The sequence below is a fragment of the Streptomyces sp. CLCI03 genome, assembly GCF_053615355.1.
Map to the genome: position 1 here is coordinate 441,957 of NZ_CM132132.1, position 13,239 is coordinate 455,195.

The 13,239-nt window shown below is 71.6% G+C and carries 12 protein-coding genes; 5 read left to right on the plus strand and 7 right to left on the minus strand.

Annotated features, from left to right (window positions below; translation table 11 throughout):
• Positions 1-69 precede the first annotated feature (69 nt).
• Positions 70-561, minus strand: a complete 492-nt coding sequence (locus ACWG52_RS02055) for a DUF6234 family protein (protein ID WP_453127617.1) — start codon at positions 559-561, stop codon at positions 70-72.
• Positions 562-916: 355 nt separating this feature from the next.
• On the opposite strand from ACWG52_RS02055, the gene melC1 reads away from it, so the two are divergent.
• Both melC1 and melC2 read left to right on the plus strand, forming a co-directional pair.
• Complete coding sequence (melC1, locus tag ACWG52_RS02060; protein ID WP_389802309.1) at positions 917-1,303, plus strand: apotyrosinase chaperone MelC1; 387 nt, start codon at positions 917-919, stop codon at positions 1,301-1,303.
• Positions 1,300-2,145, plus strand: a complete 846-nt coding sequence (gene melC2, locus ACWG52_RS02065; protein WP_389802308.1) for a tyrosinase MelC2 — start codon at positions 1,300-1,302, stop codon at positions 2,143-2,145. Before melC1 ends, melC2 begins: the two co-directional genes overlap by 4 nt.
• On the opposite strand, the gene ACWG52_RS02070 is transcribed toward melC2, so the two are convergent.
• Positions 2,103-2,804 (minus strand): response regulator, encoded by a 702-nt coding sequence (locus ACWG52_RS02070; RefSeq protein WP_389802305.1) that lies wholly within the window; start codon positions 2,802-2,804, stop codon positions 2,103-2,105. The two genes, melC2 and ACWG52_RS02070, sit on opposite strands and share 43 nt — an antisense overlap.
• A complete protein-coding gene (locus ACWG52_RS02075; RefSeq protein WP_389803300.1) occupies positions 2,801-4,399 on the minus strand; it encodes a sensor histidine kinase in 1,599 nt (532 codons plus the stop codon). The genes ACWG52_RS02070 and ACWG52_RS02075 overlap by 4 nt, the downstream gene beginning before the upstream one ends.
• Before the next feature lie 156 nt (positions 4,400-4,555).
• On the opposite strand from ACWG52_RS02075, the gene ACWG52_RS02080 reads away from it, so the two are divergent.
• Both ACWG52_RS02080 and ACWG52_RS02085 read left to right on the plus strand, forming a co-directional pair.
• Positions 4,556-5,953, plus strand: a complete 1,398-nt coding sequence (locus ACWG52_RS02080; protein WP_390138615.1) for a cation:dicarboxylate symporter family transporter — start codon at positions 4,556-4,558, stop codon at positions 5,951-5,953.
• Positions 5,954-6,217: 264 nt separating this feature from the next.
• Positions 6,218-7,990: a S8 family peptidase gene (locus tag ACWG52_RS02085; RefSeq protein ID WP_389802301.1), complete on the plus strand. Its 1,773-nt coding sequence runs from the start codon at positions 6,218-6,220 to the stop codon at positions 7,988-7,990.
• A 16-nt stretch (positions 7,991-8,006) separates the two neighbouring features.
• Here the strand turns inward: ACWG52_RS02085 and ACWG52_RS02090 are convergent, their stop codons facing one another.
• From ACWG52_RS02090 to ACWG52_RS02100, 3 genes are all read right to left on the minus strand, one after another.
• Positions 8,007-9,401: an alpha/beta hydrolase family protein gene (locus ACWG52_RS02090; protein ID WP_389802298.1), complete on the minus strand. Its 1,395-nt coding sequence runs from the start codon at positions 9,399-9,401 to the stop codon at positions 8,007-8,009.
• A 96-nt stretch (positions 9,402-9,497) separates the two neighbouring features.
• Positions 9,498-10,181: a (2Fe-2S)-binding protein gene (locus ACWG52_RS02095; protein WP_389802295.1), complete on the minus strand. Its 684-nt coding sequence runs from the start codon at positions 10,179-10,181 to the stop codon at positions 9,498-9,500.
• Positions 10,182-10,283: 102 nt separating this feature from the next.
• Entirely contained in the window at positions 10,284-10,694 is a 411-nt protein-coding gene (locus tag ACWG52_RS02100; RefSeq protein WP_389802292.1) for a VOC family protein, read from the minus strand.
• Between the two features lie 544 nt (positions 10,695-11,238).
• On the opposite strand from ACWG52_RS02100, the gene ACWG52_RS02105 reads away from it, so the two are divergent.
• A complete protein-coding gene (locus tag ACWG52_RS02105; protein WP_161292060.1) occupies positions 11,239-11,925 on the plus strand; it encodes a GNAT family N-acetyltransferase in 687 nt (228 codons plus the stop codon).
• A gap of 63 nt (positions 11,926-11,988) precedes the next feature.
• On the opposite strand, the gene ACWG52_RS02110 is transcribed toward ACWG52_RS02105, so the two are convergent.
• Positions 11,989-13,017 (minus strand): TolB family protein, encoded by a 1,029-nt coding sequence (locus ACWG52_RS02110; RefSeq protein ID WP_389802288.1) that lies wholly within the window; start codon positions 13,015-13,017, stop codon positions 11,989-11,991.
• Positions 13,018-13,239: the final 222 nt, after the last annotated feature.

Below are 13,239 nucleotides of genomic sequence, written 5' to 3' on the forward strand. Positions count from 1 at the left end.
GCGGCGCGGTCGGCCCGTGACCGGCAGGTGGTTCGAAGCAGCCGCCTTCGAGGTACGGACCGTCGGCCTTCACCTCGCGCCGCTCCTCCACAGACGTTCGAGGACGGGCTCGACGCGGTCGGCCTCCCGCCGGGCGTCCTGGGCGCTCGCGGGAGACATCTCACCCGACATACGGAAGGCGTTGTGCTCGCGATGGCGCGACCCCGCGTCCTCCGACACCGAACCGGTCGAGGCGGTCGAGGCGGTCGAGGCGGAATGGGAACGGTCCCAACTGTGCTGCGCGGCCACCGGCACGACTCCGGCCAGCATGGCGAGCAGTACCTGCGACAGCACCGTCCAGGGCGCCCGGGACACGAGGGCGAGGAGCACGACCACGAGCACGACCACGAGGAAGGTCTGGATCCGTGCCATGGAGGCGAGGTCCGCCGTCTCGATCCGCCCCAGGTCCCCCTGGGCCGCCCAGGTCTCCAGCCCGTGACCGAACACGGCGTCCAACACGAGCCATCCCGCCCCGACTGACAACAGGGGGATGCCGATGGCCAGGTCGGCCGACCCGGCCACGTCCTCCACGACGGTGCGACCGGCCAGGAGTGCGCGTCCTACCGGCCGGCTCGAAGAACACCGCGCCGCGGACCCCCGCGGAGACACTCCCCGGGCCGCGCCGCACGGCCACTCGGCACCGCCGGCCCGGTCTGACGCTCTGCTTCCGGCCGACTCTGCAGTGTGATCCCGCACATATCGCCCCCCTCACCCAGAAGAAATTACCGTCAAGTAAGGTTTACCCAGAAGATCTTCCCGTTCAAGCCCCCGAGGCTGCGTCGAACGGGAAGATCATCCAACTTGTTCTACCGGAAACTTATCCGCGCATGTCCGGATACAGGCCAAGCCTCTCCCGAGTCCTGATACCTCTTCGGCCATGAAGAAGATCACTCGCCGTCAGGCCTTGGGGACAACAGCCGGTGCCCTCACCGTGCTTGGCCTGACCGCCGCTGCCGCGGGCGCCACGAACGCCGCCGCGACTCCCACCGAGCCCACCACCCCGGGCACGGTCGACGAGGTCTACAAGGGCCGTCGTATCCAGATCACCGCCGGCGGTGGCGGCCACCACGGCGGCCACCACTCGCCCGGTCAGCCCACCGTCCGAATAGACGGCCAGGAACTGCACATCATGCGCAACGCCGACGGCACCTGGATCAGCGTCATCAACCACTACGAGACCTTCGCCGACCCGAAGCTCCTCGCCCGGGCCGCGGTCCGCGATCTCCAGGGCGCCGCCCTCGTTCCCTTCGGAGGTGCGGCATGACCGTACGCAAGAACCAGGCGACGCTGACGCCCGAGGAGAAGCGCGCCTTCGTCTCGGCCCTGCAGGAGCTCAAGCGCACCGGCGTCTACGACCGCTTCGTCACCACCCACAACGGCTTCATCATGAGCGACACCGACTCGGGCGACCGCGTCGGACACCGCTCCCCCTCCTTCCTGCCGTGGCACCGGCGCTTCCTCCTCGAGTTCGAGGAGGCGCTGCAGAAAGTGGACGCGAGCGTCGCGCTGCCCTACTGGGACTGGACGGTGGACCGGACCTCCCGCGCCTCCCTCTGGGCCCCCGACTTCCTCGGTGGCACCGGACGGGCCCGCGACGGGCAGGTCATGGACGGCGCCTTCGCGTACTCGACCGGCAAGTGGAACATAAACGTTCGTGTGGACGGGCGTGCCTACCTGCGCCGCGATCTCGGCACGGCCGTCGCCCAGTTGCCGACCAAGGCCGAGGTGGACGCCGTACTCGCCATGCCGGTCTACGACATGGCGCCCTGGAACAGCTCCTCCAACGGCTTCCGCAACAACCTGGAGGGCTGGCGCGGCGCCAACCTGCACAACCGGGTGCACGTGTGGGTCGGCGGGCAGATGTCCACCGGGGTCTCCCCGAACGACCCGGTGTTCTGGATGCACCACGCCTTCATCGACAAGCTGTGGGCCGACTGGCAGGCCAAGCACCCCCGGTCCACGTACCTGCCGGGGGCGGGCACGCAGAACGTCGTCGACCTGAACGACACCATGCGGCCCTGGAACAACGTGACCCCGGCGGACATGCTGGATCACCGGAAGTTCTACACCTTCGACACCGAACCGGTCGCCGCCAACCAGCGGTAGTGCAGTTCGGGGCGGCCGACCTGGCCGTACCGGGGGGTGCGGTCCGCGCGGCCGGTGTCCACCAGGTGCTCCAGGTAGCGACGGGCGGTGATCCGAGAGATCCCCGCCGCCTCGGCCGCCCCCGCCGCCGTCAGACCCTCGGGCGTCGACCGCAACAGGGCGGCGACCCGGTCCAGGGTCGGGCCGCTCAGCCCCTTGGGGAGCTCGGCCGGGCGGGGTGCGCGCAGAGCCGCCATCGCCCGGTCGACGTCGTCCTGACCGACCGCCTCGCCCGCCGTCTGGCGGAACTCGGCGTAGCGCAGGAGCCGTTCGCGCAGGGTGGGGAACGCGAACGGCTTCAGTACGTACTGGACCACGCCGAGGGAGACGCTCTCGCGGACCACGGCCAGGTCCCGCGCGGAGGTCACCACGATCACGTCGACGGGATGTCCGGCGGCACGCAGCCCGCGCGCGAACCGCAGGCCGTGCCCGTCGGGCAGGCCGAGGTCCAGGAGCAGCAGATCGACGCGGGTCCGCTCCAGGAACCGGGTGGCCTCGGCGAGCGAGTGGACGGCGCCGACGGCGGTGAAGCCGGGCACCCGGCCGATGTAGAGCGCGTGCGCGTCGGCGGCCACCGGATCGTCCTCGACGATCAGCACGCGGACCTCGCCGCCGCTCATCTCGGATCCCCCGGACCGGCGGGCGCGGATGCGGGGGCGGGCCCCGGCGCGGGCGCGGGCTCCGACGCGATCGGCAGGCGGACCGTGAACTCCGCTCCACCGCCAGGGCCCTGGGCCGCGACCACCGCGCCGCCGTAGCGCTCCGCCACCTGCCGGACCAGCGCCAGGCCGAGCCCGCGGCCCTCGCCCTTGCCGGACCAGCCCCGGCGGAACACGTCGACCCCCTCGGGCAGGCCGGGTCCGTTGTCCGCGACGCGCAGCAGCAGCTCGTCCGGCTCGGGCCGCAGCGTCACCGCGATCCGGGCCCCCGGTACGGCGGTGAGCGCGTCGACCGCGTTGTCGATGAGATTGCCGAGCACGGTGACCAGGTCCCGGGCCGGCGGCAGCCCGCCCCCTTCGGCCAGACTGCGACTGTCGGCGGTGACGACCAGCTCGACGCCCCGCTCGTGCGCCTGGGCGGCCTTGCCCAGCAGCAGCGCCACCAGCACCGGCTCCCCCACCGCGGTGACCACCTCGTCGGTCAGGGCCTGGGCGAGTTCCAGCTCGGCGGTGGCGAAGTCGACCGCCTCGTCCGCGCGGCCGAGTTCGATGAGCGAGACCACGGTGTGCAGCCGGTTCGCGGCCTCGTGGGCCTGGGAGCGCAGCGCCTGGGTGAAGCCTCGTTCATGGTCCAACTCGCCGGTCAGCGACTGCAGTTCGGTGTGGTCGCGCAGGGTGACCACGGTGCCCCGACGGCCGCCGCCCGCGACCGGCGAGCTGTTGACCACCAGCACCCGGTCCGCGGTCAGGTGCACCTCGTCCACCCGGGGCCGGTCCGCGAGCAGGGCCCCGGTGAGCGGGGCCGGCAGACCCAGCTCGGCGACCTTGGTGCCGGTGACCTCGCCCGGCAGGGCCAGCAGTTCGCGCCCGGCGTCGTTGATCAAGGTGATCCGGCGCTGCCCGTCGAGCATCAGCAGGCCCTCGCGGACCCCGTGCAGGGCCGCCTGGTGGTAGTCGTACATCCGGCTGAGCTCCGCCGCGTTCATGCCATGAGTGTGACGGCGCAGCCGCGCGTTGACGACGTACGTGCCCACGCCGCCGAGGGCCAGCGCGCCGCCCGCGACCCAGGCGAGGGCGGAGAGCTGCGCGGCGAGCCGATCGCTGATGGCGCGGACGGTGATCCCCGCGCTGACCAGGCCGATGATCCGGCCCTCGTCCTGGAGCGGGGTGACCACACGGATGGACGGGCCGAGGGTGCCGGTGTACGTCTCGCTGAAGGTCTCGCCGCGCAGCGCGGGGGCGGTGTTGCCCATGAACGGCTCGCCGATCCGGCGGGGGTCGGGGTGGGTCCAGCGCCGCCCCTCCGGGGACATGATCGTCACGAAGGCCACCCCGGAGTCCTCCCGGACCCGCTCCGCGTAGGGCTGGAGCAGGGTGGACGGGTCGGTACCGCCCGCCGCTCCCCGTACGGCCTCGCGTACGGACGGGGAGTCGGCGACCGCGCGGGCCACGGCTCCGGCCTGGCGTCGGGCGGCCTCCTCGGCCTGGCCGCGGGCCGTGGCGTACGCGAAGACGGCGCAGCCCGCGACGACCACGGCGACCAGCAGCACCTGCATGGCGAAGAGCTGGCCGGCGAGGCTGCGCGGGGGGCGGGGGAAGCGGAACATGGCGCTCAGTGTGCCCCGGGTCGTGAACTCAATGAACGTAAGGGTGACCGGGGTCACAGCCCTGGGCGATGGTCTCCCCGAACGTAATCACCACCGGGAGGCATCGTGGCCGCCAGGCGCGACAGAACGCACTATCTCTACATCGCGGTGATCGGCGCGGTGCTGCTCGGCATCGCCGTCGGCTTCGCCGCCCCCGGCGTGGCCGTGGAGCTCAAACCGCTGGGCACCGGCTTCGTCAACCTCATCAAGATGATGATCTCGCCGGTGATCTTCTGCACGATCGTGCTGGGCATCGGGTCCGTGCGCAAGGCAGCCAAGGTGGGCGCCGTGGGCGGACTGGCCCTCGGCTACTTCATGGTCATGTCGACGGTGGCACTGGCCATCGGCCTGCTGGTCGGCAATCTGCTGGAACCGGGCAGCGGGCTGCATCTGACCGAGGCCGTGCGCAGTGCGGGCGAGGCGCAGGCCAAGGCGGGCGGGGCCGAGAGCACGCCGGAGTTCCTGCTCGGGATCATCCCGACCACCCTGGTCTCCGCCTTCACCGGCGGCGAGGTGCTGCAGACGCTGCTGGTGGCGCTGCTGTGCGGGTTCGCGCTGCAGGCCATGGGCACGGCGGGCGAGCCGGTGCTGCGGGGCATCGGGCACCTCCAGAAGCTGGTCTTCCGGATCCTCGCGATGATCATGTGGGCGGCGCCGGTGGGTGCCTTCGGGGCCATCGCGGCGGTCGTCGGGGCCACCGGCATCGACGCGCTGAAGTCCCTCGCCGTGATCATGATCGGCTTCTACACGACCTGTCTGCTGTTCGTGTTCGTGGTCCTCGGCACGCTGCTGCGGGTCTGCACCGGGGTCAGCGTCTTCGCCCTGCTGCGCTATCTGGGCCGGGAGTTCCTGCTGATCCTCTCGACCTCCTCCTCGGAGTCGGCGCTGCCGCGGCTGATCGCGAAGATGGAGCACCTGGGGGTCTCCCGGCCGGTCACCGGGATCACCGTGCCGACGGGCTACTCCTTCAACCTGGACGGGACGGCCATCTATCTGACGATGTCCTCGCTGTTCATCGCCGAGGCGATGGGCAAGCCGCTGGCGCTGGGCGAGCAGATCTCGCTCCTGCTGTTCATGATCATCGCCTCGAAGGGTGCAGCCGGTGTGACCGGTGCGGGTCTGGCCACCCTCGCCGGAGGACTTCAGTCGCACCGGCCGGAACTGGTGGACGGCGTCGGCCTCATCGTGGGCATCGACCGGTTCATGAGCGAGGCCCGGGCCCTGACGAACTTCGCGGGCAACGCGGTCGCCACGGTGCTCATCGGAACGTGGACGAAGGAGTTCGACCACGCGCGCGCCACCGAAGTCCTCGCCGGGCGAATGCCGTTCGACGAGAGCACCCTGGTGGACGACGGGCACGGCACGCAGGGCGAGGGCGAGCCGACACGGGCCGCCGAGTCCGGCGGAACCTCGGATTCCGTGCCGCAGCCGTCGAGCAGCCCCAAGGACGGGGTACCGGTCTGACCGGAGCGCCCCCACGGGCCGACCGGGCAGGGCTCGCCCCCACGGTGCCCAGCCCGGTCGGCCGACGCATTCTCCCCAGTTGCACCCATAGTCGGTATTCGGCCACCGATAACCGAACCCCCCGGCTGTAAAAGGTACTTCCGTAACCGGCTGTGTGCATGACATCTTGCGTCCACCACTTGTTTCGTTCGACCCGGCCTGACCACCGGGTCTTCGGAGGACGCATTGATACCCCACATATCCAGCCGACCTCGACGTACCCTCGTGCTGGCCGCCACGCTCGGCGCGGCACTCGCTTTCGGGGCCCCCGCCGCGCTCGCCGGCACCGCCCCCGTCTCGCCCAACGGCTCGTCGGCCCCCGCCCCCGCGGCGGCCCCGAAGGCCGCGGCCCCGACCTCCCAGAGTGCGACCTGGGTTGCCGGTACCCGCGCCTACCTCGTGATCACCGCTCCCGGTGACACCACCGCGGTACGCAACGCCGTCACCGCCAACAACGGCACGGTCTTCCAGTACTACGACGCGATCGGCGTGATCGTCGCCCACTCCGCGTCGGGTACCTTCGCCACCACCATGCGCGGTGTGAGCGGCGTCCAGCAGGTCGGCGCCACTCGCACCTCGGACGTCCCGGCGGACGCCTACAACCCGGCGCTTCCCGCCAACCCGACGCAGGCCACGACCCCTTCGGGCGAGCCGGTCCGCGCCGACATGACCCAGATCAAGGCCGACCAGGCCTGGGCCGTCACCACCGGTTCCGCCTCCGTGAAGGTCGGCATCCTGGACACCGGTGTCGACGACCAGCACCAGGACCTGGCCCCGAACTTCAACGCGGCGGACTCCGCGTCCTGCGCCTACGGCAAGCCGGACGCCCGTACGGGCGCCTGGCGGGACGTCGGCACCCACGGCACGCACGTGGCAGGTACGGTCGCGGCCGCCAAGAACGGCAAGGGCGTCATCGGCGTGGCCCCGGGCGTGAAGATCTCCTCGGTGCGCATCGCCGAGCCGGGCTCCTCGCTCTTCTTCGCCGAGAACACCGTCTGCGGTTTCATGTGGGCCGGTGACCACGGCTTCAAGGTCACCAACAACAGCTACTACACCGACCCGTGGCAGTTCAACTGCCCGGACAACGCCGACCAGGCCGCGATCATCGAGGGCGTCAAGCGCGCCCAGGAGTACGCGGAGGGCAAGGGCTCGCTGCAGGTCGCGGCGGCCGGCAACTCCAACATCGACCTGGCCAACAAGACGACCGACACCGAGAGCCCGAACGACTCGACGCCGGTCACCCGCACCATCACCAACGCCTGCCTGGACATCCCGACCGAGCTCCCGGGCGTGGTCACGGTCTCGGCGATGGGCACCACCGCGAAGGCCTCGTACTCCAACTACGGTCTGAACGTGGTAGACGTGACCGCCCCGGGCGGCGACTCCGTCGGTATCTACAGCACCCAGCCGGGTGGCAAGTACGGCACCATGAGCGGCACCTCGATGGCGTCCCCGCACGTCGCCGGTGTGGCGGCCCTGCTGGCCAGCACCAACCCGGGCATCACCCCGGCGCAGCTGCGCGACAAGCTGGCCACTCAGGCCAACGACGTGGCCTGCCCGTCGGACAGCCGTTGCAAGGGCACCACGGCGAAGAACGGCTTCTTCGGCGAGGGCCAGGTCGACGCGCTGAAGGCCGTCGGCAGCACCCCGCCGCCCGGCAAGTACTTCGAGAACACCGGTGACTTCGCCATCGGCGACAACACCACGGTGGAGAGCCCGATCACCGTCAGCGGTGTCACCGGCAACGCCCCGGCCACCCTCAAGGTGGGCGTGAACATCGTGCACACCTACATCGGTGACCTCAAGGTCGACCTCGTCGCGCCGGACGGCACCGTCTACACCGTGCACAACCGCGCGGGCGGCAGCACCGACAACATCAACCAGGTCTTCACCGTGAACGCCTCCTCCGAGGTCGCGAACGGCACCTGGAAGCTGCGCGTCAACGACAACGCCGGCGGCGACACCGGCAAGGTCGACGCCTGGAACCTGACCTTCTAGAAGGTCGGACGTTCCGTCAGCGCCCGAGCACGTCGGCGAGCCAGTCGAAGACGACGTCGCAGTGCTGCTGCGGGGCCATCGGGGAGCAGTGCAACTGCGCCCCGGTGGCCTCCGTCATTTTCACGTACTCCCGGCGCCTGCGCAGGAGGTCGTACATCTGCTGCGGCTGGCCCGGGTAGAACAGCTCGAAGTCGTAGTCCACGACCAGCGTCGGGGCCTTGATCCGCCCGACCACCGCGGTGATGTCGAGGCCCATGGCCACCCGGGCCGGGGTCCAGATGTCCGTGAGCACCACCCCCTCGCGGGCCTGGCGCAGGGCCTGCCTGTCGAAGATCTCGAACCGCTTCTTGACGGTGAAGGCGAGCTCCGGAGTCAGCTCCGGGACGACCTCCTCGTTCCAGACCCGGTTGGTCTCCTCCTTGTCGGAGGTGACGACGGCGCGCAGCTCCGCGTCGAATCCCAGCCAGGGGCTGACGCATCCGGGCTGGCAGGCCACGGCCGCGAGCCGGTGCTCGAAGGCGGCGGCGCGGGCGACCAGGTTGCCCCCCATGCTGAGGCCGGTGATCGCGATGCGGCCGCTGTCGACGTCCTTGCGGTCCTCCAGCCAGTCGACGATCGGGGAGACGACCTTCTCCCAGCGGGTGGTGAAGGGGATCTCCTCCACGAACAGCAGCTGGCCCTGCCCGGGTCCGTCGTAGACGAGGGCGTTCCAGCCCCGGCCCAGGGCGGCGGCCACGCCGTACGTCCACATGTCCACGTTCTGGCCGTCGCTGCCGTTGGTCAGGATCACGGTGGGACGCGGTACGGCGGGACCGTCCGGGCGGAAGAACCACACCGGCAGGTGGGTCCGGCCGTACGGAATCTTCGCGCGGACGGCGGCGGGCGAGCACAACCGGGTGAAGGTGTCCCAGGCCCTGCGCCCGGCCAGGTAGACGGCCTCCTCGTCACCGGGGTGGTCGGTGCCGAGCACGTAGAACAACGACTGCGCGTAGTACTGGGCGGCGCGCAGGGACCGGAAGCGACGGGTCTGCGAAGGGGCCTCGTGGCCGTGCCGGCCGGCGGCCGGGGGCGCGGAGAGCCGGTCCCCCCAGGCCCGGAACGTGTCGCTGAACGTCTGCTCGGACAGACCCGCCGCGTTGATCGCGTTGACCGCCGTCAGGACCTCGCCCACCTCGGAGGCCCGCATCCCCGCGGCGCCCAGGGCGAGCAGGCCCGCGAAGTTGAAGCCGGGATCGTCGAAGAGCTTCATCGCCCCGGGGGTGGGGTCCACGGCCTTGGCGGACGGCTTGGGCGCGGCGGCCGCGCTGCGGGCACCACCCCCGACGGCGAGCGCCCCCGCCCCCGCGGCGAGCCCGGTCAGGGCCGCGCGACGGGTGAGTGCGGAAGGCTGCAGCGGTGTACGAGCGGTCATGCAGCGGACCGTACGCCGGGCCCGTGACCGGGCCGGGTCGGCGCGCCCTCCCTTGCTCCGAACGGCCGCGCGCCGGCCGCATGCCGGCCGGGACCGTCAGCCCCTCCGCCGCCCCGTCCGCAGCACGCAGTCACCGCAGAGGCCGCCCCCGGGCACCTGGTAGTAGAGGCAGCAGCTGCGCCGTACGAAGGCCACCCCGAGCCCTTCCTCGTGCAGGAAGGTGCCGGTGCCCCCCAGCGCTCCGCCGTCGGCCAGCAGGGCGCCCGCCGGCTCCACGGCCGCGCCGCCCGGCACCCGGTCGATCAGCACCCGCAACGCCCCGACGAGCCCGGACGCCGCGTTCCCCCGCAGGATCTTCGGCGAGACCCCGAAGCACTCGCGCAGGCCCTCGTCGAGCACCGCCAGATGCGCCAGGACGTTCTCCCCGAGGTCTTCGGCCGGCAGACCGGGGGCGGGCTCGGGCAGCCACAGCTGGAGCGATCCCGCGTCCGGCAGCCGCCACCACACCCGATCGGCGGCCAGGTCCGGAATCCGGCCGGACAGCGCCGCGCACCCGAGCCCCAGCGACCAGAGCCGGGAGGCGATCCCGAGCTGCGCGGTCGAGGCGGCCACCCGGCCGGGCCCGGTGCCGATCCGCCGGCCCACCTCGGCCACGTACGGCCCGAGTCGCTCCCCGTACAGCGCGGTGAGCGGGAGGAAACCGGGGCCGGGCGGCTCCTTCCCGTAGGGCACGGTGAAGAAGGGTCCTACGGCGGCCAGTCGCCGCAGTACGTCGTCCATGGGCGAAATGATCGCAGCGGCGCGGGACCGGGGTCGGGCCGGGTCCCGGGGCAGGGGTCCCAGGGCAGGGGTCCCGGGTCCGGGGTCAGGCCGGCTCAGGGGTCAGGCCGGGTCCGGGGTCGCCCCGTCGAGGACCTCCAGGTAGTGCGGGTTGCGCATGATGCCGAGCACATTGCCGAAGGGATCGGTGACGGCGGCCGTGACGAAGCCCCCGTCACCGTGCGCGGTCACCGGCTGGTACTCCTCGGCCCCCAGGTCCAGCAGCCGCTGTCGCACGGCGGGCAGGTCGTCCACCGCCCAGTAGGCCACCGCTCCGCCGGGCTTGTCGGCCGCGCCCGGCGGAGCGTAGCGGCGGTCGACGATGCCCAGCTCGTGCTGGTGGTCGCCGATGCGGAACTCGGCGTACCCGGGGCGCTCGAAGTACGGGGCGATCCCGAGCACCTCGGTGTACCAGTCCTTGGCCGCCTCCAGGTCGTCGGCCCAGAAGTTGATCGTCGCGATCCCTCGCAGCATGGACGTCCTCCTCGACGGACGGAAACCTCGTCCCGACTCTACGGCGGACTCCCCCGGGAGGGCCGTAACAGACCCGGGTGGCGCAGTCGTACCTCCCCCGTGATCCCACCGTTCACGGACACACCGCCGACGAGCATGCGTTCGATGTCGGGGCGGGTCGGCGCGGCGCCGGGACCGGCCGCGGGATCCGCTCGCCGGGCCTCACTCGGGGGCGCCGGACTTTTTTCACATCGTCGCAGGTCAGGCGTGATCGCGCGGCGACCGATGGTAGCCGGCACGGCCGTCCGGGGGGCCCATGTCGTGCGGTTGAAGGGATGTCCGTGGATCGTGATTACGGGCGCTCCGAGGCGGGGACCCAAGTCCCCGGAAATCAGTGTCGCGCCATTGCCAAATTGGGGGTTCAAGAGAGGACTTCGAGGAGCTACATTGAGCCACTCGCGTTCACCTGACAGCCGGTTGCCTTTCACTCGTGTTTTGCACGGGGGGCGACGTCATGGACGCAGACTGTGCAACCACCCCACCGCCCAGAAGGACCGAAGGCTCCGTGCCCGTACCCGTACACCTCGCGGGCCGCACCGTGCGGCTCGAGCCCCTCGCCCCCCACCACACCGAGGCTCTGGCCGTGGCCGGGGCCGAGGATCGTACGACTTACGCCTTCACTCCCGTGCCCCACGGTGTGCAGGCGTCACACGAGTACATCGAACGCGCCCTCGCCGATCAGGCCGCGGGTCGATCGCTCCCGTTCGCGGTGGTCAGAGCCACCGACGGGCGGGTCGTCGGTTCGACCCGGTTCCTGGAACTCGACTATTGGCAGGGGCCTCTGATCTGGCCCGCCGTGCCCGGAGTCCCGTTCGGCGATCCGGCGACGGCGATCCCCGATGCCGCCGAGATCGGCAATACCTGGCTGTCCCCGGGCGCCCAGGGAACCGGCATCAACACCGAGGCGAAGCTGCTCATGCTCCGCCATGCCTTCGAGACCTGGGGGGTACGGCGCATCTCGCTGCGCGCTGACGCGCGCAACGGCCGTTCGAGAGCCGCGATGGAACGGCTGGGCTTCACCTGCGAGGGGGTCCGCCGGGCCCACTCGCGGGGGCTGGACGGTGCCGTCCGCAGTACGGCCTTCTACTCGATCCTCGACGAGGAGTGGCCGGCCGTCCGGTCGATCATCGAGCTGAGGCTGTCGGCGGGCGCGCAGCGCAAGCGGCGCCGCAAGACGCTCATCCCCGCATAACCCGTCCGGCCGGACGGAAGAACGGAAAAACGGTCCTGCCTCCCGGCCCTCGCCCCGGCCTCCTCACCCGAGGAAGGCCGGGGCGAGGGCCGAGTCCATGAGCCGGGCGGGGGCGCCGCTCCCGTCGGCCGGTACGGCGTACAGGTCGGCGCCGAAGTCTCCCGGCAGGGCGTAGACGACGGTCCGGTCGTCGCTCCACACCACCTGGTCGTCGACGCTGCGCTCCTCGGCGAGCGGGGTCTCGGCGCCGGAGGCCAGGTCCAGGGCGTACAGCCGCCACGGCGCCTCGGCCGGCAGCCCCGGCACGCGCTTCTTGAACACCGCCCGGGTGCCGTCCGGGGACAGGGACGGGCACTCGACGTTCTCCCGCAGGGTGGTCACGGTGCGCCCGCCCAGGTCCCCGCGGACCAGGTGGGTCCGGCCGCCGGTGGCCAGCGTCGCGTAGAAGGTCCGCTCGTCGGCGGCGAAGGTGACCCCCCAGAAGTTGACGTCGGCGCTGCGGTACGGCTTGCCGTCCTTCAGGATCGTGAAATCCTCCAGCGAGGTTTCGAGCCTGCCCGTGCGCAGGTCGAGGACCGATGTCCGCGTCGAGAAATTCGTACCGGCGTACGAGTCGCCGCCGACGAAGACCGTCCAGGCGGCGAGGTGCCCGCCCGGCGAGACCCGGGCCCGGGTGGGGAGTCCGCCCAGCGGGTGGGCGGACACCTCCTTCAGACGGGCGTCGAGCACGACGGCCCGGTAGCCCTCCTGGACCCCGTTCCGGTCCGACCGGAGGCAGATCCCGGTGTTCCCCGCCGCGTGGAAGCGCAGGCAGCTCACCCCGGACGCGGTACGGGGCCCCCGCGGCGCGTCGGTCGCCACCGTGGCGAGCTCGTCCCGGTGCGGTCCCCAGGCCATGGTGCGGAACACGATCCGCCGGCCGCCGTCACCCGCGGCCAGCGAGACGGCACCCGGGGTGACCGCCGGGCCGCCCGCCCGTGCGTGGTCCTTCTCGTCCGCGCGGGAGGAGGCCCGTACGACGGCGAGTACGCCCACGGCCGCGAGCAGGACCACGGCGGTGGCCAGGATCAGGATCCGGCGCTGGAGCGTCATGGGATGACTCCGGGGCGGTGTGGGGTTCCGGGGGCGGCGCGGGCGCACCATAACCGGCGGCCCGTGCAAGGGCCAGGCACGCGAGCGGGCGGGTTCGTGAACGCCGGCGGGCGCACGGGGCCCGGGCAATGGCCTCCCCCAGGGCACCCCAAGAGTAGGGAAAATGCGGAACCCTGACATGCTTTCGTTCATCCTTCGAACGGAAGGACCAGCAGTCAGACC

Bases quoted from the DNA above. Each gene is read 5' to 3' on its own strand.
- ACWG52_RS02110 (WP_389802288.1), bottom strand. From the start codon at position 13,017: ATGACGCTCCAGCGCCGGATCCTGATCCTGGCCACCGCCGTGGTCCTG.
- melC1 (WP_389802309.1), top strand. From the start codon at position 917: ATGAAGAAGATCACTCGCCGTCAGGCCTTGGGGACAACAGCCGGTGCC.
- ACWG52_RS02090 (WP_389802298.1), bottom strand. From the start codon at position 9,401: ATGACCGCTCGTACACCGCTGCAGCCTTCCGCACTCACCCGTCGCGCG.
- ACWG52_RS02075 (WP_389803300.1), bottom strand. From the start codon at position 4,399: ATGCAGGTGCTGCTGGTCGCCGTGGTCGTCGCGGGCTGCGCCGTCTTC.
- melC2 (WP_389802308.1), top strand. From the start codon at position 1,300: ATGACCGTACGCAAGAACCAGGCGACGCTGACGCCCGAGGAGAAGCGC.
- ACWG52_RS02100 (WP_389802292.1), bottom strand. From the start codon at position 10,694: ATGCTGCGAGGGATCGCGACGATCAACTTCTGGGCCGACGACCTGGAG.
- ACWG52_RS02095 (WP_389802295.1), bottom strand. From the start codon at position 10,181: ATGGACGACGTACTGCGGCGACTGGCCGCCGTAGGACCCTTCTTCACC.
- ACWG52_RS02070 (WP_389802305.1), bottom strand. From the start codon at position 2,804: ATGAGCGGCGGCGAGGTCCGCGTGCTGATCGTCGAGGACGATCCGGTG.